General features: G+C 55.8%; 21 protein-coding genes and 1 tRNA gene. 13 read left to right on the top strand and 9 right to left on the bottom strand.

The features are described 5' to 3' along the window. Positions 1 to 16: 16 nt before the first annotated feature. From GSQ82_RS19390 to GSQ82_RS19380, 3 genes are all read left to right on the top strand, one after another. Positions 17 to 220 (top strand): hypothetical protein, encoded by a 204-nt coding sequence (locus GSQ82_RS19390; RefSeq protein ID WP_158793943.1) that lies wholly within the window; start codon positions 17 to 19, stop codon positions 218 to 220. Between the two features lie 108 nt (positions 221 to 328). Next, positions 329 to 958 carry a YkgJ family cysteine cluster protein gene (locus GSQ82_RS19385; RefSeq protein ID WP_254061786.1) on the top strand — a complete coding sequence of 210 codons (630 nt, stop codon included), beginning with the start codon at positions 329 to 331 and terminating at the stop codon, positions 956 to 958. A gap of 471 nt (positions 959 to 1,429) precedes the next feature. Continuing rightward, complete coding sequence (locus GSQ82_RS19380) at positions 1,430 to 2,038, top strand: UbiX family flavin prenyltransferase (protein WP_158793942.1); 609 nt, start codon at positions 1,430 to 1,432, stop codon at positions 2,036 to 2,038. On the opposite strand, the gene GSQ82_RS19375 is transcribed toward GSQ82_RS19380, so the two are convergent. The 3 genes from GSQ82_RS19375 to GSQ82_RS19365 form a co-directional block, all read right to left on the bottom strand. Further along, positions 2,035 to 2,994 (bottom strand): alpha/beta fold hydrolase, encoded by a 960-nt coding sequence (locus tag GSQ82_RS19375; protein ID WP_158793941.1) that lies wholly within the window; start codon positions 2,992 to 2,994, stop codon positions 2,035 to 2,037. The genes GSQ82_RS19380 and GSQ82_RS19375 overlap by 4 nt on opposite strands. A gap of 24 nt (positions 2,995 to 3,018) precedes the next feature. Next, positions 3,019 to 3,666 carry a nitroreductase family protein gene (locus tag GSQ82_RS19370; protein ID WP_158793940.1) on the bottom strand — a complete coding sequence of 216 codons (648 nt, stop codon included), beginning with the start codon at positions 3,664 to 3,666 and terminating at the stop codon, positions 3,019 to 3,021. Positions 3,667 to 3,755: 89 nt separating this feature from the next. Beyond that, the gene (locus GSQ82_RS19365; protein WP_254061785.1) at positions 3,756 to 4,754 is read right to left on the bottom strand and encodes a hypothetical protein; all 999 of its coding nucleotides are present in this window, start codon (positions 4,752 to 4,754) and stop codon (positions 3,756 to 3,758) included. A 386-nt stretch (positions 4,755 to 5,140) separates the two neighbouring features. Between GSQ82_RS19365 and GSQ82_RS19360 the strand changes: the two genes are divergently transcribed. After that, the gene (locus tag GSQ82_RS19360) at positions 5,141 to 5,764 is read left to right on the top strand and encodes a hypothetical protein (protein ID WP_158793938.1); all 624 of its coding nucleotides are present in this window, start codon (positions 5,141 to 5,143) and stop codon (positions 5,762 to 5,764) included. 106 nt (positions 5,765 to 5,870) lie between these two features. Here the strand turns inward: GSQ82_RS19360 and GSQ82_RS19355 are convergent, their stop codons facing one another. Beyond that, positions 5,871 to 6,047 carry a hypothetical protein gene (locus tag GSQ82_RS19355; RefSeq protein ID WP_158793937.1) on the bottom strand — a complete coding sequence of 59 codons (177 nt, stop codon included), beginning with the start codon at positions 6,045 to 6,047 and terminating at the stop codon, positions 5,871 to 5,873. A gap of 237 nt (positions 6,048 to 6,284) precedes the next feature. Between GSQ82_RS19355 and uvrA the strand changes: the two genes are divergently transcribed. The 3 genes from uvrA to glgX all read left to right on the top strand — a co-directional run bounded on the left by uvrA (position 6,285) and on the right by glgX (position 12,536). Next, the gene (gene uvrA, locus GSQ82_RS19350; protein ID WP_158793936.1) at positions 6,285 to 9,371 is read left to right on the top strand and encodes an excinuclease ABC subunit UvrA; all 3,087 of its coding nucleotides are present in this window, start codon (positions 6,285 to 6,287) and stop codon (positions 9,369 to 9,371) included. Continuing rightward, positions 9,368 to 10,327 (top strand): CPBP family intramembrane glutamic endopeptidase, encoded by a 960-nt coding sequence (locus GSQ82_RS19345; protein WP_158793935.1) that lies wholly within the window; start codon positions 9,368 to 9,370, stop codon positions 10,325 to 10,327. Before uvrA ends, GSQ82_RS19345 begins: the two co-directional genes overlap by 4 nt. An 85-nt stretch (positions 10,328 to 10,412) precedes the next feature. Then, entirely contained in the window at positions 10,413 to 12,536 is a 2,124-nt protein-coding gene (gene glgX / locus GSQ82_RS19340; protein ID WP_158793934.1) for a glycogen debranching protein GlgX, read from the top strand. A 65-nt stretch (positions 12,537 to 12,601) separates the two neighbouring features. Here the strand turns inward: glgX and GSQ82_RS19335 are convergent, their stop codons facing one another. Then, on the bottom strand, positions 12,602 to 13,321 hold the full coding sequence (locus tag GSQ82_RS19335; RefSeq protein ID WP_158793933.1) for an SDR family NAD(P)-dependent oxidoreductase: 720 nt from the start codon (positions 13,319 to 13,321) through the stop codon (positions 12,602 to 12,604). 78 nt (positions 13,322 to 13,399) lie between these two features. On the opposite strand from GSQ82_RS19335, the gene GSQ82_RS19330 reads away from it, so the two are divergent. After that, the gene (locus tag GSQ82_RS19330) at positions 13,400 to 15,616 is read left to right on the top strand and encodes a mechanosensitive ion channel family protein (RefSeq protein ID WP_254061784.1); all 2,217 of its coding nucleotides are present in this window, start codon (positions 13,400 to 13,402) and stop codon (positions 15,614 to 15,616) included. A gap of 232 nt (positions 15,617 to 15,848) precedes the next feature. On the opposite strand, the gene GSQ82_RS19325 is transcribed toward GSQ82_RS19330, so the two are convergent. The 3 genes from GSQ82_RS19325 to GSQ82_RS19315 form a co-directional block, all read right to left on the bottom strand. Next, on the bottom strand, positions 15,849 to 17,303 hold the full coding sequence (locus GSQ82_RS19325; protein ID WP_158793932.1) for a LutB/LldF family L-lactate oxidation iron-sulfur protein: 1,455 nt from the start codon (positions 17,301 to 17,303) through the stop codon (positions 15,849 to 15,851). 115 nt (positions 17,304 to 17,418) lie between these two features. Further along, positions 17,419 to 18,204, bottom strand: a complete 786-nt coding sequence (locus GSQ82_RS19320) for an SDR family oxidoreductase (protein WP_158793931.1) — start codon at positions 18,202 to 18,204, stop codon at positions 17,419 to 17,421. Positions 18,205 to 18,453: 249 nt separating this feature from the next. Beyond that, on the bottom strand, positions 18,454 to 19,893 hold the full coding sequence (locus GSQ82_RS19315; RefSeq protein WP_158793930.1) for an alpha-L-fucosidase: 1,440 nt from the start codon (positions 19,891 to 19,893) through the stop codon (positions 18,454 to 18,456). A 271-nt stretch (positions 19,894 to 20,164) separates the two neighbouring features. Between GSQ82_RS19315 and GSQ82_RS19310 the strand changes: the two genes are divergently transcribed. Together GSQ82_RS19310 and GSQ82_RS19305 are read left to right on the top strand one after the other, a co-directional pair. Next, on the top strand, positions 20,165 to 20,962 hold the full coding sequence (locus GSQ82_RS19310; RefSeq protein WP_158793929.1) for an IclR family transcriptional regulator: 798 nt from the start codon (positions 20,165 to 20,167) through the stop codon (positions 20,960 to 20,962). Positions 20,963 to 21,118: 156 nt separating this feature from the next. Further along, positions 21,119 to 21,195: transfer RNA gene (locus tag GSQ82_RS19305), tRNA-Arg, on the top strand. 47 nt (positions 21,196 to 21,242) lie between these two features. Here GSQ82_RS19305 and GSQ82_RS19300 read toward each other — a convergent pair. Continuing rightward, positions 21,243 to 21,707 carry a hypothetical protein gene (locus tag GSQ82_RS19300; protein WP_216847127.1) on the bottom strand — a complete coding sequence of 155 codons (465 nt, stop codon included), beginning with the start codon at positions 21,705 to 21,707 and terminating at the stop codon, positions 21,243 to 21,245. A 309-nt stretch (positions 21,708 to 22,016) separates the two neighbouring features. Here GSQ82_RS19300 and GSQ82_RS19295 point away from each other — a divergent pair, with 309 nt between their 5' ends. The 3 genes from GSQ82_RS19295 to GSQ82_RS19285 are packed head-to-tail and all read left to right on the top strand — an operon-like array spanning position 22,017 to position 25,707. Continuing rightward, complete coding sequence (locus GSQ82_RS19295; protein ID WP_158793928.1) at positions 22,017 to 23,291, top strand: Fe-S-containing protein; 1,275 nt, start codon at positions 22,017 to 22,019, stop codon at positions 23,289 to 23,291. Further along, a complete protein-coding gene (locus GSQ82_RS19290) occupies positions 23,291 to 24,604 on the top strand; it encodes an ABC transporter permease (protein WP_158793927.1) in 1,314 nt (437 codons plus the stop codon). Before GSQ82_RS19295 ends, GSQ82_RS19290 begins: the two co-directional genes overlap by 1 nt. Further along, positions 24,604 to 25,707 (top strand): ABC transporter permease, encoded by a 1,104-nt coding sequence (locus tag GSQ82_RS19285; RefSeq protein ID WP_158793926.1) that lies wholly within the window; start codon positions 24,604 to 24,606, stop codon positions 25,705 to 25,707. The genes GSQ82_RS19290 and GSQ82_RS19285 overlap by 1 nt, the downstream gene beginning before the upstream one ends.

Raw genomic sequence — 25,707 nt, 5'->3', positions numbered from 1 at the left:
ATGAGAAACTTTCCATATGAGTGATTTCATCCCCAAACCAGCCGACATCAAGACCCGCGGCCTAGGTCGCGCAGCCCAGAAACTTCAGGCCGCGCGCGAAAAAGCCGCCAACGCCAAGAGCGGCGGAAACCCCGTCGCCGGATCGTCCTCCGTCTCGGCCAAGGCCAAAGACTCCTTCGCCGGCACCAAGAAGACGACCTTCCAGCGCAAAGCCGTCTAACCCGCCGGAGACGCTGCCCATCGTGCCAGCGTCTTCGCAACACGCAAGCGTCTCAGCATGAGGTGTAGGACTCTCCCTCCCCGCAGGATGAGCATTCACCTCCCCTCCATGACGCAAACGATGCAAACCCTCATCCAAATCGTAGACACCGCAGTCGCCGACGCCTACCGTCGCGGAGGCCCCCACCTCGCCTGCCACCCCGGCTGCTCCCAGTGCTGCATCGGCGTCTTCCCCATCGCCCACGAGGACGCCGCACGCCTCCGCGAAGGCCTCACCGCCCTCGAACAGTCAGACCCCGAACGTGCCGCACGCATTCACGCCCGCGTAGCCAACTCCCTCACCCGCCTCGACCCCTGGTTTCCCGGCGACCTCGCCACCGGCATCCTCAACGAGGACCACGAAGCCGCCATCCTCTTCGAAGAGTTCGCCAACGACGAGCCCTGCCCCGTCCTCGACCTGACCTCCGGTACCTGCGACCTCTACACCGGCCGCCCCATCCTCTGCCGAACCTTCGGCCCACCCATGCGCTCCGAAGGCGACAACGGCGAGGTCAACCTCGCCACCTGCGAGCTCTGCTTCATCCACGCCACCACCGAAGAGATCGCCGCCTGCGAGCTGGACCCGACCATCACCGACCAGCAAGAAACCAGCAATAACACCTTCAACACCACGAATCACCTGCACGGAGAAACACTGATCGCCTACGCCCTCCGCCCATCCCAACCTCCAACTCCGTAAATCCCAGGAAACCTGTCAAGCCCCCACGCGGCAAAACGACTTTCACAATTCCACCTAATCAACTAAGAACACAATACTTACGCCGCAACGAAAAACTTGGAAAGCCTTGCGTACTAGTTACACCCCACCCGCTAGAATGGAATAAGAGGATTAAATAAGAAACCTGCAAGACAAGGTACACCCACCACGAAGTGGTCGCGTATCGGGGTCCCCGCAAACAGGTCTTCGTTTGCGGGGTGACTGAGCGCAGGAGGCCTGTCCGGCAGGACAAAAAAGTCGGTGTTTGAAGAATTATTCGGGATTTCAAGCATAAGCCTTTTAGAAAGAAATATTTACCCGTAAGCCTTTTATTTAGAAATATTTAGCGACAGCGATTTTCGCATCTATTGCAAAAAATAGACTTAGCGGTGGGTACCCCCCAGGGGGTGGGGTACCCACCGCAATGCAAAGAGAGGAGACGACGAGCAAACCATGACAGCACCCACCAACATCACCCTAGCCGTAACCGGAGCCAGCGGCAGCGTCTACGCCTCCGAGATCCTCCGCGCCCTCGCCGCAGACGACCGCGTCGCCAAGATCAACTTCGTCGCGTCCGACAGCGCCCTCCGCGTCTTCGCCGAAGAGCTCAACCTCAGCGGACGCAACAACCTCGCAGAAAAGCTCCTCGGCGCCCCCTGCGCAAAGCTCCAGCAGCACGCCGACACCGATATCGGAGCCAACATCGCCAGCGGCAGCTACCCCACCTCTGCCATGATCGTCCTCCCCTGCTCCATGGGCACCCTCGCCTCCATCGCCAACGGCCTCGCCCAGAACCTCATCCACCGCGCCGCCGACGTCTGCCTCAAAGAAAACCGACCGCTCATCCTCTGCGTCCGCGAGACCCCCTTCAACCGTATCCACCTGCGCAACATGCAGCTCGCCTCCGACGCCGGCGCCACCATCTTCCCCGCCATCCCCACCCTCTACAACCACCCCCAAAGCACCACCGAGATGGCCCGCGAGTTCGTCAACCGCGTCCTCGCCCACATCGGCCTGCCCCAGCCCGGCGCCTACCAGTGGCAACCCGACGAATCGCTCTAACGCACAACCGCAAGCGTCTTCTCCCCACCCTGCATCGGCGGATCGGCCCGCAAAAAGCTCACCGTACTCGCGATCACAGGCCCCACGCACTCCGCCGGAGCCAGATGCCCGCACCCCGGCACCACATTCAACACCGACTGCGGCACCCTCCGGTGAATCGCCTCCCCCACCGCCAGCGGGATTAACTCATCCTTCTCGCCCCACACAATCAACATCGGCTGAGTGATCTTGTAGAGCTGGAAATCCAGCAGATCGCGCCCGTTCGTCATCGAAGCCATGCTCCGATCGATCACCCAGGCGTTCTCCTGCAGCTTCCGCACCGCATCCTTCGCCGCAAACCCAGGCAGCCGGATCGGATGCGGAGTCAGCATCGCCATCAGGCGGTTCAGCCCCGCAGCATCGACCGGCGTAAACAGCTCCGCCGTAAACGTAGCCGGGAAGTACACGCCCGCACTGTCGTAGATCACCAGCCGGTTCACCAGCTCCGGATGATCGATCGCCAGCTTCATCGCCACCCATCCGCCCATCGACCAACCGCCCACATCCGCCCGCGCCACATGCACCGCCTGCATGAAGTCTGCAACCGTCTTCTCCTGCAGTGAGATCGAGTAGTCTACATCCGGCCGCGGAGACCGCCCATATCCCAGCAGGTCCGGCGCATACACATGGAACCCCTGCCCAGCCAGCGCCGCCAGCATCGACCCCCAGTCCTCGCCCCGCGCCCCCAGACCATGCACCAGCACCAGCGGTACCCCGCCACCCCCACCCGCAGGCAACACCTCAAAATAATGCAGTCTGTATCCATCCACCTGAACGTAATCGCTCTTCACACCCTCCCGCCAAAGGTGGAACCGAATCTGCTGATCCGCGACCCAAAGCGGATGCAGATAGAAGACCGCACCAGCAAGGACGACAAGAACCACTAACGCAGCCACAACACGAAGCACAACCCTCATAACTCAATCGTCTCCGTGCGTCCTCTACTTCAACGGCTTGCCAAACTCTTCCCCGAACACAGTATGCGCCATGTCGAAGCGCCCTCCGTAGAACTTGTCCGGTCCCTTCGCATGCCCGATCGCCAGCAGTGCAACCACCCAATAGCTCAGCGGCAGCCGAAGCACCTCATGCACCTTGTCCTGCTCGAACCCTTCCATCGGAGCCGTATCATATCCCAACACCTCAGCCATCAACAGCATATGCGTAAACGCCAGCATCACCTGCTTATTCAGCCACCCCTGCATCTGGCCGCTGCTGAAGCTGGACATATACATCGGTACGCTACTCTCCGCCTGCGCCGCATAGCTCTCCGGCATCCCACCCTTGCGCCCTAGCTCCAGCATCAGGTCCAGATCCTTGCGCCAGCCGTCCGCATCGCCGCAGGCCACAATCACTGCCGACGCCTCCTCCACCTTGCCCTGGTTATAACTAGCCGCACGCAGCCTCTTCTTCTGCTCCGCCGACTGCACCACCACGAACCGCCACGGCTGCATGTTATACCCACTAGGGGCGTGCAGCCCCGCATCAATAATCTGCTTCAAATCTTCACTCGGGATCGGCGCCCCATCAAAACTCGGCGTCGCCCGTCTCTCCTGGATTGCCTGGCTCAATGTTTTTTTGATCGTTGTCATTGTTCTCTTTCTGAACCGCCTAACCAATAAGATGTCAGTTCTACCCTGAAGATCACTTCCAAAGACCACACCATCAATACATCACGACTCTAATGGATCTCGCTCATCGCCTGCTCCGTAACAAACGGATTCTGTCCAGGTGCTTCCGCGAAGATCCACACCCCATGAAATGGCTTTCTCATCTCCGGATACGCACTCAACAGCGCAGCCATTGCATCTGCGTTCCGCTTGCGAGCCGCGGCAGCATCGCCTATCTGGTCTACCTTTAGATGCGCAGCAACATCGACCTCTTCCTTCGCCAGCGAATCATCCACACCCAACGCAGTGAAACGATACTCCACCCCGTCAGTCCCCTTGACGACTAGCGGCGTCTCCGCACTTATACCCTCAGATAACACAGTTGGCGTCGCCGCACTCTCTTCAGCCTTCAATTTCTCCAGATGAGTGCTCTGGATGAAATCCGTCGGACGCAATAGGCTCTCTGCCTCCTGGTAGTACAGCCATGCGTCCCAGCGCTGCTTTTGCGCCGTCATCATGCGTGCCTGCGTCCAGTACCAAAGACCGTCGTGACCGGCTGCCAAGAGAGGCTTCGGGTAAAATCCCGCCATCCCCCATCGTCCCCCTTCCTGTCGTAGCAGGAAAGACAAACGATACGGTGTGCTGGCATTCTTTACATCCACGATGGCAAATCCATACTGCCCCGGAGCCAGACCTGAGATTAGAAAATCTGCCTCCGCGACCGTCTTGTTCAGCGAACAAAAAAACTGCGCCTCCGTAGTCGTTCCATCTGCACTCCGTTTCAACTGGCTTCCATCCAGAAGATAAACCTGTTCCACCGTTAACGTGCCGCCCTTGACCTTCGCGGATGCACCGCCCACCACATCGCCAATCCCGCTCAAATCCTTGGCATACTCGGCTGCAGTTGCCGCATGCAGCCCAGCCACGTCGTTAGCCTGCACCTTCGCAGCCAAACCATGCGCCGCCGACGCCAGCGCATCACGGTCCGCCGCCGTCATCTGCGATTGCGTCGTGCACACCTCGCCAGAGGCACCTGTAGCCACCAGCATCCCCAACGCCAGCAAACTCATCCTGAGTCTCATCATCATGCCCGCCGTCGGCCTTCCCATTGAGCCGCACGTACTACGCGGGACTCCCTGAAGGCCACTGCCAGTCTAGTACAAACAACCTTGCCGGCATATTCCCGCTTTATAGCCGCTTCTTTCTCTTCTGCTTTTCTTGTAAATTTCAGCGCACCCGGCCTCTCTTATCGCCTATGAAAATCTATCCCCCTCAATTTACCGCTATCCAAGCTCTCACAAAGCAACTCCGCGATAGACTAATCCCGGCGTACATCTCTACAATTGGATTACCTTCATACGCTCAGATACGTCCACAAAACATGCTAAGTGTCGCGCCAGTTCGATTTGTAGTCGCCTTAGGCCTAACCGCCTCTGCACTGCTGGCGCAATCACCGATGCCAAAGCCCAGCGCAACGGTTCCATCGCTACCCGCAGATGCTACTGCTTCAACTCCCTTTCCTCCCCCCACTCCGTCGCAGCAACCGCCCAAGCACGCACAGGTGGCCTACGCAGATGGCGTTCTGTCCATCTCCGCCGACAACGCGAGTCTCAATCAAATTCTTCGTCAGATCGCTCATGAGACCGGGTTGAAGATCACCGGTGGCGTCACCGACGAACGAGTCTTCGGCCAATATGGCCCCGCGCCCGCGCCTCAGATACTTGCAAAACTTCTCGACGGCACCGGCAGTAACATGCTCTTTGTTCCCGGCGACGGAGATGGTCCCGCCGAACTTATTCTCACCCCAAGACAGGGAGGGCCCACCCCCCCAAGTCCTAACGCTCCTGCCTTCGACGATCGTCAGGAGCTTCGATCATCCACGGAGCCAGAACCCGAGCCCGCCAGCACGCCCCCGTCACCAGCACCTCACAACCAGAACGAACCCACCTCGGCAGCCCCAGGAGCCACGCCTACCAGCGCTGCCCAGCCCGATTCCCCGAACGGAGTCAAAACTCCGCAAGAGATATACGAGCAACTCCAGCGTATGCGCCAGCAGCAGCAACCAACCGCTCCTCAATAATTCTCTTCAGTTTTGTAGTTTTGTGTTTGTGAAACAGAACACCAGATTCTTTGGTCGTTTCAGCCGAAGTGTCGCTACTCTGCCTAGATAGTCACTCCACCCTACTCTAGCCCTTCAGGACTTGAGCAGGAGTCACCATGTCCTCCGCCATCTTTTCCGCAGCTACCTGCCGTGCATGCATACGGAAGATCCCAAACATTCCCGTGCAGATTCCGTAGGCCACCAGCACACCCGCCCCTAACGAGATCAACACCGCACAGATCAACATAATCGACAAAATCACAAACGCACCCCTGAGTCCACACCGCAAAACTGACTTTTTCGTCTCCGGCGGCCTATTTATTCCGTCGCTATTGTTACAAATTTATCGGCAATTACAATGACCCGAAAACTAAATTTGTTGCAACTTCGGATACATCCTCCCATTATGGGGTTGCCCCGGTCAAAATTGGGGAATCCATCTCGTTACCCGAAAATGCCGTATTCTAGAGACTTGGCCGAACAGCGCCTGAGACCTTCCATGGGTATTACACACATTACCGTCCGCGGCGCACGCCAGCACAATCTGCGCAACGTCAACGTCAGCATTCCGCGCAACACCCTTACTGTGGTCACCGGCCTCTCGGGATCCGGCAAGAGTTCGCTTGCCTTCGACACCATCTATGCTGAAGGCCAGCGCCGCTACGTCGAGACTCTATCCGCCTATGCCCGCCAATTCCTCGACCAGATGGAGCGTCCCGACGTCGATGCCATCGACGGACTCTCCCCCGCTATCTCTATCGAACAAAAGACCACCAGCCGCAGTCCTCGCTCGACCGTAGGCACCATCACGGAGATCTACGACTACCTGCGCCTCCTCTACGCCAGCGTAGGCCAACCGCACTGCCCCAACTGCCACCGCCCCATTACCCGCCAGTCCGCGGAGCAGATCGTAGAGCGCATTGCCGCCCTCTCGCCCGGAGAACGTATTACTGTCTACGCTCCCATCGTTCGCGGACGCAAGGGCGAGTTCCGCGAAGAGCTCGAAACGCTCGACCAGCAGGGTTTCCGCGCCCGCATCGACGGTGAGATCACCGAACTCACTGAAGGCATGCGCCTTGAAAAGCGAAAGAACCACACGATCGAAGCCATCGTCGATCGCATCATTCTTAAACCGCTGCCACCTCCAGAGGGAAACGTCAACGCATCCCTCACCCCCGTCGTCCCCAAATACGATCTCCGCCGCTTGGAAACCTCTGTCACCAAGGCTCTTCAAATGGCCAACGGCCTCGTCCTCATCGCGATCCACGGCATGGACGAGACCCTCTACAGCAGCTCCATGGCCTGCCCCGACTGCGGAATCAATGTTCCCCGCCTCGAACCACGTAGCTTCTCCTTCAACTCCAACTACGGTGCCTGCCCCGAGTGCCACGGCCTGGGCAGCATCTACGACTTCGACCCTGCAAAGACGATCACCGACTGGTCTAAGCCTCTACTCGACGGCGCCATGGGGCCCGGCAGCGGTTCAGCTTATCTCCTCCGCCTCATCAAGCTTTTTGCCGAAAAGTCCAAGATCAACATCAAGCAGCCCTTCGAAGATCTAACCACCGAGCAGCAGAACCTCTTCCTCTACGGTCCCCCGCGCAATGAGGCCGGCCGCACCGGGTTCCACGGCATCTTCAACTATCTCCGCTCCAACCTCGAGGACACCAAATCCGAGGGCTATCGCGAGTACATGATGCAGTACATGTCCGCGACGATCTGCCCCGTCTGCAAGGGCCGACGCCTGCGCCCGGAGTCTCTCGCCGTTACAGTAAACGGCGCATCCATCGCCGACTTCACCGCCCTCCCGCTCGAGCGTTCCCTCACCTCGGCCCGCAACATGAACTTCACAGGCCGGGATCGCATCATCGCCGATCGCCTCCAGCGCGAGATCATAGAACGCCTGGAGTTTCTCAATGCCGTCGGCCTCGGCTACCTGGCCCTCGACCGTTCCGCCGCAACGCTCTCGGGTGGCGAAGGACAACGCATCCGTCTGGCTACACAGATTGGCTCGCGCCTTCGCGGCGTTCTTTACGTGCTGGACGAGCCCAGTATCGGTCTTCACCAGCGTGACAACCAGCGCCTCATCACCGCACTCGAAAACCTGCGTGACCTCGGCAACACCGTCCTCGTCGTCGAGCATGACGAAGACACTATCCGCAAGGCAGATTACGTCCTCGACCTCGGCCCCGGAGCTGGAAAAAACGGCGGCCACCTCATCGCCGACGGGACTCCGCAGCAGATCATGGACAATCCAGAGTCCATCACGGGGCAATATCTCGCCGGAAAGATCGAAATCGTGGCTCGTAAAGAGCCACGCGCCCTCACCAACAACTGGATCACCGTAGAAGACGCCCACTCCCACAACCTGCAAAACGTTACCGCTCACTTCCCGCTCGGCATCATGACCGTCATCACTGGGGTAAGCGGCAGCGGTAAATCAACGCTCGTCAACGATATCCTCTACCGCTCCCTCGCCAAAGAACTATACGGCTCCCGCGAAGAACCCGGCCAGCATGGCAAGGTCATCGGCATCGACCAGCTCGATAAGGTCATCCAGATCGACCAGTCCCCCATTGGCCGCACGCCACGCAGCAATCCAGCCACCTACACCGGCGTCTTCACCGCCATGCGCGACCTCTTCGCCATGCTCCCCGAATCCCGCGAGCGAGGCTACAAGCCCGGCCGTTTCTCCTTCAACGTCCAAGGTGGACGATGCGAAGCCTGCCAGGGTGAAGGCCAGCGCCGCATTGAGATGAACTTTCTGCCCGACGTCTATGTCCTCTGCGAAGTATGTAACGGACGTCGCTACAATCAGGAGACTCTCTCCGTCAAGTTCAACGGCTACAGCATTGCCGACCTCCTCGACCTCCCGATCGCCGACGCCGTTCCCATCCTCAAAGACATTCCCACCGTAAACATCAAGCTTCAGACCCTCGTCGACGTAGGCCTCGGCTATATCCACCTCGGCCAGTCAGCCACCACCCTCTCCGGCGGCGAAGCCCAGCGCATGAAACTCGCCCGCGAACTATCCAAGCGCCAAACTGGCCGCACCCTCTACCTTCTAGACGAACCCACCACTGGTCTTCACTTCGACGACGTCCGCAAGCTCCTCGAAGTTCTCCACCGGCTAACCGATCTCGGCAACACCGTAATCATCATCGAGCACAACCTCGACATCATCCGCAACGCCGACTACATCCTCGATCTCGGCCCTGAGGGTGGCGAGGGCGGTGGTCGCATCATCGCGCACGGTACGCCTGAGCAGGTCGCGACCGTCCGCGAGTCTCACACTGGCAGCTTCCTCGCCCGGCACTACTCAACGCACGCCACCGACTTCGCAAGCCGCAACGGTGCCAGCCACGCTGGTCCACAATCGCTTAACATCGTTGCTGCACCCGATAAGAAGAAAGAAGCCCGCGGCAAATTCATCGCTCCCGAAAAGAAGACCGGTCGGGCCACAGCAAGCTCTATCAAGCCCGCAGAGGGCCGCACATCGAAATCCGTAAAGAAAGCCGCACTCACAAAGACTTCCGCCAAAAAAGCTGTCAAGGCTGTACCCTCATCACGCACGAAAAAAGCATGAGCGACCTCACTCCCACACCATCTCCGTCATCGCAACACCTCTATGTTCCGAAGGAGCCCGAGGCCACCGTCCCGCACTTTCCTGTGCCCGGCACTACAGAGGATGAAACCACCCTATTCTTTCCCGAACCACCTAACTCACCACGGGAGGTAGAGCCGCCCACGCGAATTCCCAACCTAGGCCACGCCGCGCTTTTTCTTTCCATCGCCGGACTTCTGCTTCTTCTCGCTCAGCTAAGCCTGCTTCCCCTCTCCCACACCACGATCGCCGCCGCAAAGACCTCAATCTCCCCTAAGCTCCTCATTGCCTCCGAGACCTTCACCTATCTTGCAACCATCGCTATCTCCTGGCTTATCTTTCCCCTTCTGTGGAAGCGCCCATTCCCCGAAGGCCTTCAGGCGAATCCTGATGCCGTGCGCCGCAACGCCTTCAAACTAATCCCCATCGGCATCGCCCTCTCACTTGTTGTACAGGCAGCCTCATCCTTGGCCACCATGCCGAAGAATATCCCCATGGACGACTTCTTCCGCACTCCAGCCGACGTGTGGCTCATCACCATCTTCGGCACCCTTCTCGCGCCTCTATTTGAGGAGATCGGCTTTCGCGGATTCCTTCTCCCCGCCTTCGCCATCGCCTACGATTGGATCGCCCTCCCCCGCACTTCAGCCGCGCGCGATCTCTGGAACTCCTCAAACAAGATCACCATGCCCGCCTACATCTTCTCCGCCGTGCTCACCAGTATCTTCTTCGCTGCCCTTCACGGCCAGCAGGTCTCCTACGCCTGGCCTGTGCTGTTGCTGCTCTTCTGCGTCTCCCTCGTTCTCAGTGCCGTTCGTCTTCGTCTGCGCTCGGTCCTTGCCTCTACACTCATCCACGCCAGTTATAACTTCACCATCTTTCTCACCGCCTTCATCGCCACCGATGGCTATCGGCACCTCGATAAAATGGCAAAGTAGCGAAGAAGACGATGATTTTGAATGGCCTGTAGATTCGCAGCTCCCCGCAGCGCAACTGATCTAAGGATTTCGCATCCAAAAAGGCATGAATCGGACTCTTCTCCCCGGACGCCCCTACCCTCTCGGCGCCACTGTTTCCAGCAAAGGCACCAACTTCGCCATCTTCTCCGAGGGAGCCACTTGTGTTGATCTCTGCCTCTTCGATCCGCAAGGTAAACAGACAGACTCCATTCCCCTTCGCGAGCGCACCGCCTTTGTCTGGCACGGTTTGATCCGTGACATCATGCCTGGGCAACTCTATGGATATCGAATCGACGGCCCATGGGAGCCCGAGAGGGGGCATCGCTTCAATCCAGCCAAGCTCCTCGTCGATCCGTATGCTGAAGCCATCTCAGGTCAGGTGGACTGGAAAGCACCGATCTTCGGCTACGATATAGCCTCCGGCGATGATCTCAAGATCGACACGCAGGACTCTGCGGCCGGCGTCCCTAAATCTGTGGTGGTCGATAGCAAGTTCGATTGGGGAGGCGATTGCCCACCCGAGACCCCGCTCGCTGACTCCGTCATCTATGAAGTTCACGTTCGCGGCTTCAGCATTCAAAATCCGATGGTGCCTGAAAAGTTACGCGGAACCTATGCGGGCCTTAGTCATGAGTCGAGCATCAACTATTTTAAGAAGCTCGGTATAACGGCAGTCGAACTCCTTCCGATCCACCACTTCATCGATGAGGGCCATCTGGTCGATAAAGGATTGAGAGACTACTGGGGCTACAACACCCTCGGGTACTTCGCACCTATGTCTCGATATAGTTCATCCGGCGACACGGGTGGCCAAGTAAACGAGTTCAAGGAGATGGTCAGAGCCTTTCACTCCGCCGGGATCGAAGTAATTCTGGATGTCGTCTATAACCATACCTGCGAAGGCGATCAGCTAGGTCCTACACTCAGCTGGAGGGGCGTCTGCAATTTAACCTACTACCGGTTGACAGAGAATCCACGTTATTACATGGACTACACCGGCACAGGAAATACTCTCAACGTCCGTAACCCCCAAGTTCTCAAAATGATCATGGATTCCCTGCGGTACTGGGTAACAGAGATGCATGTGGACGGCTTTCGCTTCGATCTGGCCGCGACACTCGCTCGCGAACTCCACGACGTAAGTAGGCTGTCTTCCTTCTTCGACACTATCCATCAAGATCCGACCCTTGCAGGTATAAAACTTATCGCAGAACCCTGGGACGTCGGAGAGGGTGGCTATCAAGTGGGCCAATTCCCTGTTCTCTGGGCGGAGTGGAACGGCAGATACCGCGATACCGTTCGTCGTTTCTGGCGTGGAGACCCGAGCCAGCTATCCGACTTCGCCAATCGCCTCATGGGATCGAGCGACCTATATCAATTCGATGGTCGAAAACCCTATGCGAGTATTAACTTCGTTACTGCTCACGATGGTTTTACGCTTTGCGACCTCGTGAGTTACAACGAAAAGCATAACGAGACAAATCAAGACGACAACAAGGACGGTACGAACGATAACGACTCCTGGAATATGGGTGCCGAGGGGCTAACAGACGATCAAGGCATCAACACTCTGCGCGAACGTCAGACGCGAAACTTCCTGGCAACGCTAATGCTTTCTCAAGGAGTTCCGATGTTGACGGGCGGTGATGAAGTGGCTCGTTCACAACGAGGAAATAACAATAGCTACTGTCAAGATAACGAACTCACCTGGTTCGACTGGAATCTCGACGAACCGCGCAAACGGCTTCGCGACTTCACTGCGCGTCTCATCAAGTTTCGTCTGTCACATCCGAACCTGCATCGTCGCAAATTTTTCCAGGATCGCGAGATTCGAAAGGCTGGACAGAGCACCATCGTTCAGGATGCTGCATGGTTCAATACCGATGGCAAGCAGGTGCCCGACGAAGTCTGGAATACAGAATGGAATCGCTCTATATGTGTCTTGCTGAATGGCCAGACCCTTCAGGTCACCAATGATCAGGGAGACCCTGTTGCTGATAATAGCTTTCTGCTGATTGTCAACGCGGCACAGGATGGTGTGCAGTTCACTCTTCCGCCATGCGTGTCAAAAGACAGGTGGGTTCAAATTATCGATACGGAAGATATCACTAATCCCTTTACAGAGAAGGAAGTGATAGAGAAGGTGATTATCGGCGGGAGATCTCTCCTGCTGTTCATGGACAGGTAGCCGCAGCAAGCACGCCATAGCGATTGTCTGATCAAAATCTGGACTTAATAAAACTCATCGAGTATTTAGCTATCACCATAAACTGGAATGGCCGCACCATGAATCACCCTGGCATAATCACTGCACAAAAACAATATGACACGAGCGATGTCTTCAGGTTTTGGCCAGGCCGCAAAGTCGGCTCCCGGCATGGCTTTTCGGTTTATCTCCGTATCAATAATGCTCGGAAGAATCGAATTTACTCGGACCCCACTGCCTTTCACATCCGCTGCCAGGCAATCCATCATCGCCAGAGCAGCCGCCTTAGACGCAGCATAGGCAGATGCTCCTGCTCCATGATCAACCGCAGACTTCGCCGCGACATTTACGATCGCGCCTCTTCCCTGTTTGAGCATCACCGGTATCACTGCACGCGACAGCTCATAAGTTGAATGAAGGTTGAGGGCCAGCATCTGCTCAAGAACCTTTGTTTCGAGCTCCCACAACTTGACGCCACCTACATAACCACCGACCGTATTCACCATAGCGCCGAGCTTGCCATGTTTAGCCAAAACCTGATCAATGAATTGGCCTATGGCAACCTCATCTGTCACATCGACGAGATATCCTTCGAGCAGCTCTCGCTTCGTTCCTGCCGCCTTCTCCAGGGCGGCATACTCTTCCTGATGCCGAAACGTAACCACTACCTTTGCATCTTCCTCAAGAAACGCTAGGCTTATGGCACGCCCCAATCCACCTGTGCCACCTGCAACTATTGCGACGGTTCCAGCGAAATCTAAATTCACGTTGTTTCCTCCATATTCCTTCTATTGTTCTCCAACTGATCATACGCAGACGATTGTCCCGTCGAAGCAGAGAACTTTTTGCCGACTTACTGTTTCGGCGGCCCAAGATTTACATTCTTCGCCATGCAAGTACTAAACAGCTATCATTATTTAGCCATCACCGCTTGTGTGCCGTGCAGACTTTCGCCACCGGCGATACGAGTTCGCTGCGATCCGGCTCACGAAAGACATGAGCATCCAACCCATTTGGACTGCCTTGCTCCAAATCTTCAGCATCTTACTTATATCTTCAAAGTCCGACGACGACACGAGGTGACATTGTTACAGGGCCAACGCAAGAACCTAAATCACAGGTTTCGGTCTGCAGGAATCTTTAGCATAACGAACATCTCTTATCTGGTCACACTCATATTGCTTTTTGGGCTGATTGGGCAAAAAAATCTGTCTTTCTCGCAGCAGCCGCCCAGTCTGGGGTTCGAGACTGAAGCCAGGGCTCGAGCTTTAGTTGCCCACCTTAACTCTGTCATTCAATTCTATCGAGCTTCCACTCAACCGATCCAGAAATCGGGAGAGCCGAACGACGTCGTTTATAGCGATCAGGCCGCATCTCTTTCATCTCAGCTTGCGGGATTTGCATTTCAATCGGCAAAGGCTCAAGCCGGACTTATGGCGGCATATCAAGCAGTCCAACAGACATCAGCCACCTCTTCCTCTGCCAGTGAGCAACAGAAGATGCGTTCCACCGAAGAAAATACCGAAAAGCAGATCAGCGATCTAGAGACACGCAAATCTACCTTGGATAAACAGATTGAGGGCGCGAAACCACGAGATATCGCAGCGCTTCAGTTACAAAAAAAGCAGATTGAGGGCGCTCTCGATTTGGCCAATGCGATGAAAGACGCCCTACAAAAGATCGTTGGAATCTCTACCTCTAAGGGCGATACCGGACTCGCAGCAGACATCGACCGGCTGCAGGAATCTATACCAGAGTTGCAGAGTAAGAATAAGACCGCATCTACCCAACTTGTAACGCTCGAATCTGCCCGATCCTCCGGCGTTACCAGTCAAGGCACGGTCTTATTCCAGCTGTTCGAAACACGGCACTCCTTAGATACACTGATCGACTATAACAATGATCTTCATAAGCAAGCTCTATCTCTTAGAACACCACTTTCGGCGATCATTCGCAGTACGATCCAGCAGGGACAACTACTCTCACAGCAAGCCGAAAATACTGCCCCCATCTCCTCGCAACCACCAAACCAGATAGGGTCAGGCTCGGCTACTCCCCCCAATATTGAGTCCATTACTACTCGGTTCAAGGCATTGTCGGCTGCAGCCGTTCCCTTGAGCCAAGAGATCATTACCCTAGAACAGAACCGCGCAAACCTCACTGCTTGGCAGACATCTGTTGACCGCGAATATAAGAGCATTCTTCATGCGCTTTTGCTCAGGATTCTTGTGATCGGAGTAGCTCTGGCATTGATCCTGGGTGGTGGCGAAGTATGGAGCCGTGCCACAAACAAGTACATACGAGATATTCGCCGTCGCCGTCAATTTCTCATCGTCCGCAGGATCGTCGTCGGCTTCCTGTCCATAATCGTTATCTTGTTTGGATTCGTCACCCAGTTCAATTCACTTGCGACGTTTGCCGGCTTTATAACAGCAGGTATCGCAGTTGGCCTTCAGACGATTCTGCTCTCGGTAGCGGCCTATTTCTTCATCATAGGAAGATATGGAGTGAAAGTTGGAGATCGCATCACTATCTCATCGGTAACCGGAGATGTAATCGACGTTGGCCTTGTACGCTTCTACATGATGGAATTAGCCGGCAGCGGGACAGAACTCAATCCCACAGGCCGCATCGCCGTTTTTTCGAACGCCGTTTTATTTCAAGCTGGCACCCCTCTCTATAAACAAATGCCGGGCACCGAATACGCTTGGCATGAGTTAATCGTCAAACTCACCGATACTGCAAACTACAAGATCGTCTGCGAGGCAGTAATAAAAGAAGTGAATGCTGTGTATAGCGAATATAAGACCACAATCGAGGCGCAGCACCAGGGAGTCGAGAATTGGATGCAGGCGCCCATCGACCCACCCATCGTAGAATCGCGTCTCCAATTCAACGGAGGCTCGTTCCAACTGTGGGCACGTTTCCCAGTGCAAATTCGACAAGCTTCTAAAGCTGACGAAAAGCTTACCCAGGCAATATTCAATTTAATGGCAAGTAATCAAGAGATCAAAAATGCGATAGCTTCGACTCCAACGATTCAGGCTTCCGTTAGAGGTTGAACTGATTCGAACTGCAAACCGATCTATAAGTGAGTCGTACCCTGCGATATGGAGTTTGGGTATCAAGTTAACACTTATATAGGTTTCACAGCTACGACACTCATCCTTCTTGCAGAAACATCAAGGCGAATAAACTTCTTATAAGTCCTGCAAGTTCCGAAGGACCAGAAACTGACGGCGCAGTATTCCGTAAGGACAGCGAGTACGGAGAACATCAAGAGATCAAAGCCCCTCAGTCGTTCATCCCACGCCTCTCCCACCACTCTCGAAACGTCTGCTTCGGCATCTCCTGCAAATCCCTCACCTGCGTCCAGCCACCCAGCAGCCCCGGCAGCCATCCAATCCACCCCGTGCCATTCTGATCCTTTCGCACAAGTGGACTCTCCGCTACACGTCCTAGCCTTTGTGCCGCGCGGAACCGACGTTCGCTTCGAAAGATCGTCGCCATAGCCTTCATGGCGGTTGCCTCAATATCAAAAAATCCCGCGACTCCAGCGGTGTTTTGCTTCACCACTTTATTCCTCAGATGGATCAACACCTCTGGGATATCGATCTTCACTGGACAAACCTCGTAGCACGCCCCGCACAGGGACGATGCATAAGGCAGCGACTGCGCGTAATGCATCTCCTGCAACTGGGGCGTCAGAATAGCTCCAATCGGCCCGGCATATACGCTGCCGTACGCATGTCCTCCAGTCTGCCGGTAAACCGGACAAGCGTTCTGACACGCACCACAGCGAATACAGTTCAGCGTCTGCCGTCCTTCTTCATCCGCCAGGATTTCGGTTCGTGCGTTATCCATTAGCACCACATGAAACACACGTGGCCCATCAGAAGCACTCACTCCTGTCCAGATCGAGTTGTAAGGGTTCATCCGCTCACCCGTCGCCGACCGCGGCAGCAACTGCAGCATCACCTCCAGATCCTGGAACCGAGGCAAAATCTTGTCGATCCCAGCTACAGTGATGAGCGTCTCCGGCAACGTCAGGCACATCCTTCCGTTTCCCTCACTCTCCACCACGCAAACTCCACCAATCTCCGCGATCAAGAAGTTAGCTCCGCTCACGCCCGTCTTCACGCGGAGAAACTTCTCTCGCAGAAATATCCGCGCCGCGTCAGCCAGATCTTTTGGTCTGTCCCCAAGTTCAGGCAGATTCATCGTCCGTTGAAAGATCTCCCGAATCTGTTGCCGATTTTTATGCAACGCCGGTACTACGATATGTGATGGCCGATCCTCTCCCAACTGAATAATCAGCTCAGCTAGGTCAGTCTCAAACGGATGGATTCCCTCCGCCTCCAGCGCGGAGTTCAACTGAATCTCTTCCGTCGTCATCGATTTAATCTTGATGACCTCATCCGAACCGGAAGCCTTTACCAACCCAACAATAATCCTTCGTGCCTCTTCCGCATCCCGAGCCCAATGAACCATTCCGCCCGCCCGAGTGCAGTTCGTCTCAAACTCCTCCAGATAGAAATCCAAATGTTCCATCGTATGCTGGCGGATCTGTCTACCCGTCTCGCGTAGCTGCTGCCAGTCCGGCATCTCGCCCACCACGCGAGCCCGCTTACCCTGGATCACATCCGTTGCATGCCGCACATTCTTTCGCAGTTGCATATCCCCAAGCGCAGCCTTCGCTGCTATCGGAAACGTCGGCGCGGTCCTCGGATTCAAACCTGTCCCAATCATCGCCTTACTTTCATTCCAATCAAAATCTCGAGTGATGCATCAACTTCATGAAAAGGGTGGCGCATATTTGTAAACAATCCTGTAAAGAACGAAGACAAAATGTCCAAGCATGGGATCAAGTCAATATGCGATCCAGATGCGTATACCCACCATCAACGATCAGATGCTGAGCCGTTGTATGGCCGGACTTGGTCGACGAGAGCAGAAAAACTGTCATTGCTGCGATCTCCGAAGCTTCGGTCATACGCTGGCCCAATGGAATGTGTCTCGTGATCTTCTCCATCGCCGCTGCCGGGTCCGCCTGCGTATCCAACCAACGTTTGTAAAGTGGCGTAAACACCTCGGCTGGAAGAACCGAGTTAACACGGATTCCAAACGGCAATAACTCCGCCGCCCACTCTCGCGTAAGTGCCAGCTGTGCGCCCTTTGCCGCCGCATAGGCCGACGTGCCGCCCTGCCCTGTCAAGGCGACCTTCGAACTGATATTGACAATCGCTCCGCGAGATTCCTTCAGAAGAGGAAGCGCGTAGTGTGCCATCGCATAATAATGCAGTAGATTTTGCCGCAGGCTCTCCATAAATCGACCAGGATCGCCGCTCTCAAGGCCGACGCCATCATTTGAGCCGGCATTATTAACCAGGCCGTCCATACGGCCATGCGTCTTTTTCACGTACTCCACTGCTTTTAGACACTGATCTGAATCTTCGAGATGCGTCTCCACAAAATCGCACCGATATTGCTTTTGACTCATCTCCTCGACAAAGTTCCTCACGTTGTCTGAAATCTTACTGACCACGACAACCGCTGCTCCCTCCTCGATACAGGATCGGGTCACAGCCTCTCCAATCCCCGATCCACCTCCGGTGACTACGATCACGCGATCCTTCAATCCCAAATCCATAATTCCTCCTACCAGGATTATCTTTATCGCAGTTGAAAAGCCGCCGTTACCTAACTGAAATCAACTCCGCTTAGAAATGATACGTATCGGAACAAAGATACGGCGCGAGGAGAGCTCAGGCTTAGTCGCATCACCGATTCTTAAGCAACCTCACGGCAAAAAATTCCAGGTAACACATGCGTGGCTCTCAACCATTGCTCCAACAGCTTCAAGTTTGCTAAGTTGCGATATAAATCCGCGCCCAAACTCCTACTTCTCGGTGTTCAGGACGAGCACAGTCGCAATGGGATCAAGTGCTTTTGACGGCAGTTCAACATCCAATCCAGCCGAGGTCTGTGTGAACTTAAGTGGAGTGTGCGATGGATCCGCCAACAGGTACGCACTGGTGACTGTTCTGGGAACTTTGTTCAGATGGAATTTCCCGGTCGGCCATGTGAAGAGTTCGATGTAAATCTTGTCGGCGGTAGTAGTAGATCTCCAGTTCCAGGCGGGAATAAACTTCGGTTTACCCTTACTATCCTTTTCGCTAGAATTGTAGGAACCCGCCTCGTCTCCAAATAGTGTTGGCTGAGTGCCATAGATAGACTCACCGTTCACTGAGATCCATCTTCCAACCTGCTGCAGACGCTCAACCTCTGCCGAAGGAACATTACCCTGCGCATCCGGTCCAATATTGAGAAGATAGTTGCCGCCCTTACTGGCAATGTCAATGAGATTCCGAACGAGAGTCTCCGTGGATTTAAAGTTGGTGTCGTAAGACTTGTAACCCCAGGTGTCATTGATCGTCATACAGGACTCCCAATCGCGGCCCTTGTATCCCTGAGGCGGGATGAACTGCTCAGGCGTCTCAGTGTCACCATCGTAGCCACCACCCAGGCGATTATTCCAAATGAGCTTGGGATATTTATTCATCAGTGCCACAATCTCACCGGCGAGAGCAGGTGTCATGTCCTTGGTCGGAGTATCGAACCAAATGATGGCGGGAAAGTCGCCATAGTTAGAGAGGAGCTCTTTCATTTGAGGAATGGCTTTCGTGTGGAGATATGTCGCGAAGTCGCCATCCTGCGCCTTATCCCAGTGAAAGGTCGGGGGCTGATGGTCGCCCGTCTTGTAAGCAGCTCCACCGGGAGCAGTCCAATCCTGGTCCTGAGAGTAATAGAAGCCCAGCTTGATTCCCTGCTTCCTACACTCAGCCGCCAACTCACGGAGAGGATCTCGCTTGAACGGCGTCGCATCGACAATATTAAACGGATCTGCTTTCGAGTCGAACATCGCAAAGCCATCATGATGCTTGGCCGTGATGATGATGTATTTCATACCCGCAGACTTGGCCAGGGCGACGATGTCATGAGCACTGAACGCAACAGGATTGAATTGTGGAGCGAGAGCTTTATAGTCCGCTACAGGAATGGACCCGTTGTTCATAATCCACTCGCCAATGCCTGGAATCTGCTTGCCCTTCCACGTCCCGGCAGGAACCGAGTAAAGCCCCCAATGGATGAACATGCCGAAGCGTGCTTCGCGAAACCACTCCATACGAGCATCGCGCTGAGCGTGCGTCTCGGTATCTTGCACAGAAGGTACCGGGTGCGCAGGTTGAGCTTTCAATTGCTTATCCTGTGGCTGCGCGGAGGAAGCGATGCTCATCGCGAAGAGACAGACGATAGATAGGCTGCGGGATAAATTCAAGCGAGTTCCTCGACGTGGAATCATTTGGGAGAATTGTATGTGAAAAATATGTTTTATGACGGAAAATGTCCTAACCGCTGCCAGCAAGCCGCGACACACCTATCTTTGCCTAAAGCGTCTGAACTCTTGACGCAAACGTCTGTTTCGCAGCTCGGATTCAGCCTGCAAACTGCACCTTCTACGGAGCTTGGAATAACGTTTAAGCTCTATTCGAGAACAAAGTAATCCTGTACTCTGTGTCGAAGCGATAACACAGGAGAAGCAGCGATTTATGGTCAGCAAACGAGGCGGAAGATCTTCAAAGGTTGGGAAAACTGTTACCTATTCCACACCTGCGCTCGAAAAAGGCCTGGATGTGATTGAACTGCTTGCGCACCAGTCAGAGGGACTGACCAAAAGCCAGATAGCCCGCGGGTTGAATCGAACAGTGTCCGAGATATTTCGAATGTTGCTCTGTCTAGAAGGGCGTGGATATATCTCTCAGATCGCCGAGGAGCGATATTCACTGACGTTAAAGCTCTTCAAACTTGTACAGGAGCATCCTCCAACAGAACGCCTGATCGCCGACGCCTTACCCGTAATGCACAGACTCTCTCACGAAGCCATGCAATCATGTCACCTGGGTGTGCTGGAGACCGATCGAGTGGTGATCCTTGCGCAGGTAAACGCGCCTGCAAACCTTGGCTTCTACGTAAAACTCGGATCCACCGTAGATTTGATGGAAGCAGCCAGCGGTTATGTCATTCTCTCTCACCTGAATGATGCACAGCGCGAGAGAACCCTCGTGGAATGGAGCAGAGAGACCGGCAAGAAGCCTCCACGAGATCTTGACGTACACCTCGCGCGCATCAGAAAGGCAGGCTATGAAAAGCGTGCCAGCTATCTCGTGAAGGGTGTCATGAATATAAGTTTTCCTGTATTGGACGATCGCGGTTCAGCAGTCGGTGCGCTTACCGTTCCGTACATTCAATACACCGAGTCCGCCAAGAACGCAGACCAGGTCACCAAAATACTACGTAAAGCGACGGCGGAGATTACAGCAGCCATCGGTGGAAAGCTCAATCCTTAGCACGATAAAATTTCCTTTGCCGACTTATTGGGAGCACCAATAAACGGATGAGGCAGACTACGCCCAGCTCCTCAACTGATCCACTACAAACCATCGCGAGACTTGATCCGCAGACCAACTTCCTATATCTTTAAAAGGTTGCCTCTACTGCAATGTGCGCCCGTAGCTCAGCTGGATAGAGCATTTGGCTACGAACCAAAGGGTCGGAGGTTCGAATCCTTCCGGGCGCACCATAGTACGACCTCACACCCCCAACAAGCTAAGCAAGCACCGACAACTCCTACTGGGAATCCCCTGGCATCAGTGCGAATGGAAGATCGCGCACCGTTGCCTTGCCATGTACATAGTCAATGCGCCAGATGCGGTCGAACTGCTGCTCAGGCCATGGGGTATAAGGAGGCGTCGCTCCAAGTGCCTTCGTCAGCTGCGGAATCTTGCCATGGTGCCAGACCACAAGCACAACCTTGCCAGCATACCTACCGCTGAGCAACTCCTTTGCGAGTCCTGCATAGTCTTCATCTCTGAACGCATCATTAATGGACAGGTTCAGAGCTTTCGAGAGGTCCTCGACGGTCTGGACTGGCCGATCGGAGTGAGCGCTCTCATGAGTAGCGAAGAGAAACTGAGGCTTTGGCAGATCCGATCTCGTGCCTTCCGGCAGGAAGAGTTCACTTAGGCGCTTGGCCCGCTCAAAGCCCTCCGGAGACAGATTTGCGCTACCATCGGTTTTTTCTGCATGGCGCATTAGCAGAATCGTTGCCGGAGGCAGTCGTGCAGCTCCCTGAAGTGAAAGCGAGCCAAGAAGTAGTAGCAAGACGAAGAGCCATGGAATTCCGGACGAGATGCGACGAAGAATCATTGAGCAAGAATAGTCATCATTTTGTCTTTAATGTCGAAATATGGCCTCGAAACACCTGCAAGCGATTGACGACCAAATTAGTCCTCAATACACTAGAGAATGAAACAAGGACCAATCAGGTCGTCGTGGAGAGCTACCCGCGCGACCGACCTGAAGCCAGCTTGATACAGGTCCTTGCAGGGAAGAGAAAGACTTATGCTGCAGGCATTTATCATCACACTCCGCGAAGGGGTAGAAGCATCGCTGATCGTAGGCATCGTCTTCGCCTACCTGTCGAAGATCGGCAGAACCGAGCTGAAGCGCACCGTATTCTGGGCACTCGGATCAGCCATCACGGCCAGCGTTGCCGTCGCAGTGGTGGTGGCCCACACCGCATACAACTCAGACATCGTCGAGGGTTGGGTGATGCTGGCCGCCGCGGCCTTCGTCATCAGCATGATCTGGTTCATGCATAAGACAGCTCGAACGATGAAGGGCTCGATCGAAGAGAAGATCTCGCAGTACACGGGCGCGAAGGGCGTATCGAAGATCGGATTATTCTTCTTCGTCTTTCTCCTTGTGCTTCGCGAAGGCGTCGAGACTGTCCTTATTCTTTCGGCAGTGACGCTAAACTCGACCGAACTGCTAAGCTTCACCGGAACTCTTCTGGGAATCGCGGTCGCCGTAGTCTTCGGAGTACTTTTCATTCGCGGCAGCGTAAAGATCAACCTGCAGCGGTTCTTCCGCGTCACGACAGTCATCCTCTACTTTGTGGCATTCCAGTTGATCGTCAGCGGGCTTCACGAGCTGAGCGAGAACGGCGTCCTCCCATCCAGTACGGCGGAGATGCGTCTCATTGGTCCCATCGTTCGCAACGATCTCTTCTTCTTCGTCACCATGCTCGCACTCGCCGGGTTGATGATGTTGATGGAATACAAGCGCCGTACCCCCGCTGTACTAAGCGCAAATGCAAGCCCCGCCGACAAGCGCCGTGCGGAGTGGAGCCTGAGACGCGAAAAGATGTGGATGACCGCCGTCGTCGCGACCAGCTTTGTCTTCATCTTCCTCTCTACGGCGGAGTTCATCTACGCGAAGAGCTCAACGGCCCTATCCCCTACCACCGCTGTAACTCTGGTGGGCTCGCAGGTAACACTGCCGACGGCAGACATCAACGACGATAAACTCCACCGTTTCGGTGTGCATGTGGACGATGGCAAGGGCGGCAGCGTAGAGATTCGTTTTCTGCTCTTCAAAAAGCCCGATGGAAATATCGTCTCGGTCGCCGACGCCTGCCAGATCTGCGGACCGGTTGGCTTTTATATCGGGGATCAGGGGATTACGTGCAAGATGTGCGCTTCGCCGTTGAACGCGAGCTCCATGGGCATGAAGGGTGGATGTAATCCGATTCCGCTAAAATCGGCAGTCGGCGGTGGACAGCTTGTCATTCAGGCGGCCGATCTGCGCGAACTGGCTCCGGTGTTCGAACGGTAATGTTCTTTCGCCTGCTCATGGAGAGCTTTCGCAGACAGCGCCGCCGCAAGCTGCTGGCTGGCATCGCGATCCTGCTCGGCACAACCGCGGTAACCGCCATGCTCGCGCTTGCGACCACGATCGGCGACCGAATCCACAAAGAGCTGGCAGTGTATGGCGCGAACATTGTCATCTATCCCAAAGCAGATCTGCTGGATGTAAAGATCGGCGGCGTAGACGTAAAGCCGGCTTCAGGTGGCTCCTACCTCAAGGAGAGCGACCTGCCCAAGCTGAAGACGATCTTCTGGGGCAACAACATCACAGGTGTCTCCCCGGAGCTTCCAGTCGAACTCGCGGCTGCCCGGCAGTCCGGTGGAACGCTCTTCCCTGCTCGTGCCGTCGGCTATTGGTTCGATCACGACTTCGGCGGACTGAAAACCGGAGCCCCGGCGCTGCATCCCTGGTGGAAGTTACATGGCGCTTGGCCAACGGCTAACGCAGCAACGCAAAACGCGATGAATGTGGCGGTTGGTATGAAGTTCGCACAACAACTGGGACTAAAAGTTGGCGACAAGTTCTCCCTTCATGCCGCACCGGGTGTCGGTGCTTCTTCGTCAACCGCAACCGTCGTGGGGATCGTTACAACAGGGGACGACACAGAAAACGAGATCCTGCTTTCGTTGCAGGATGCGCAGATGTTCGCAGGCGCAACAGGCAGTGTGCGGCGGGTTGAAGTCAGCGCCCGCACCAAGCCAGAGGACGCGTTCGCCCGCGTCGATCCTGACTCCCTGACTCCAGCCAAGCGTGAGATCTGGTACTGCCGTCCCTACGCGAACTCGATCGCGTATCAAATCCGTGAGGCGATTCCCGGCGCGCAAGCGGAGCAGGTACGGCGAGTGGAGCAGAGCGAAGGAAATGTGTTGAGCCGGATCAGCGGCCTGATGTGGCTCATCAGTGCGGCGGCGTTACTGGCAGCTGGGTTTGCGGTGAGCGCGGCGATGGCGACCGCCATTCTGGAGAGGCGTGGAGAAATCGGCCTGATGCGTTCGCTGGGCGCAAGCAAAGGCGCGATTGCAATGTTGTTTTATGCGGAGACTGGCCTACTTGCCATCTTCGCGGGCACCCTGGGCTACCTACTCGGCTCGGGGCTGGCGGCGTGGCTGGGAGCGAGAATCTTTGCGGGTGACGGAGGCAGTGCAGAGGCTGTGCTGATCCCCGTGCTGCTGCCGGTCGTGGTGGCGTTGGCACTCGTGGTGGCACTGGTAGGAAGCACACCGTCGATACGTGCGGCGCTGCGGATGGATCCATCCGCGATTCTGCGGGCGGATGCCTGATGGCCACGCTTAGCCTGCTCGGAATGCTGCGGCGGTCGCTTGTACACCGTAGGGCGCGAAGCATCGCCGCACTGGTCGCGATGACTGTCTCGGCTGGTGTGGCAACAGCCCTGCTCACCCTCTACGCGGATCTCGACGCCAAGCTGCACAAGGAGTTTCGCAGCTTCGGCGCGAACGTCGTAATCACGGCTCCCGCAAACACTGCGCTCCAAACGGATGCACTGGTGCGCGTGCGAGAGGCAGCCGGACCAGACGTGCTCGCGGCCGAGTTTGGCTATGCTGTGTCGACGACCGACACTGGAACACCGGTAGTCGTTGCAGGCACAGACTTCAGCGCCGTGCGGCGGCTGGATTCGTGGTGGCAGGTCGATCACTGGCCAGAGGATGGCGCGACAGATGCTGTACTACTCGGGCAAAGAGCCGCGCAGTTCGTGGGCAACGAGCGTTCTGTTGGATTGACCTACGCAGGGCATGCGGTGACGCTACGTGGTGTCGGACGAGTGAAGACGGGCGGCGAGGAAGATAGCCGCATCTACATGCCGCTGGCCGCGTTTACCGCGTGGACAGGCGTAGGCCCGAGCGTGATCGAGCTACAGATTCCGGGCAACTCGGCGCGGATTGAGGCAACGATGGCGCGGCTGCGGCAGGATCTACCGGAGGCTCAGGTGCAGGCGGTGCGGCAGCTGGTGGAGGGCGAGTCGAAGATTGTGGATCGAACCCATGCGTTGATGTTTGGCGCGGTTCTGCTGATTGCTTTGACCGTGGCTGTAAGTGTGCTGGCAACGCTCTCCGCGAGTGTGCTGGAGCGGAGACGTGACTTTGCGCTGATGAAGGCGCTGGGCGGGTCGCAGACGCAGTTGATGGGGATGTTCTTATTAGAGGCTCTGGTGTTGGCGCTGGCGGGTGTGGTGGCGGGGTTTGTGGTTGGCTCGGCGGCGGCGTGGGTGATCAGCGAGGGGAACTTTCATACTTCGACGCTGCCGCATCTGTCGGTGCTGCCGCTGGTTTTGCTGCTGAATGTGGCGATCGCCGCGCTGGCTGCGCTGTTCCCAGTGCGTGTGCTGCGCGGATTGCAGCCGGCTGCGCTGTTGAAGGGAGAATGA

Source organism: Granulicella sp. L60, from assembly GCF_009765825.1.
Classification (GTDB): Bacteria; Acidobacteriota; Terriglobia; order Terriglobales; family Acidobacteriaceae; genus Edaphobacter.
The sequence above is the reverse complement of the archived record's forward strand: the minus strand, read 5'-3'. Positions and strand labels throughout refer to the sequence as shown.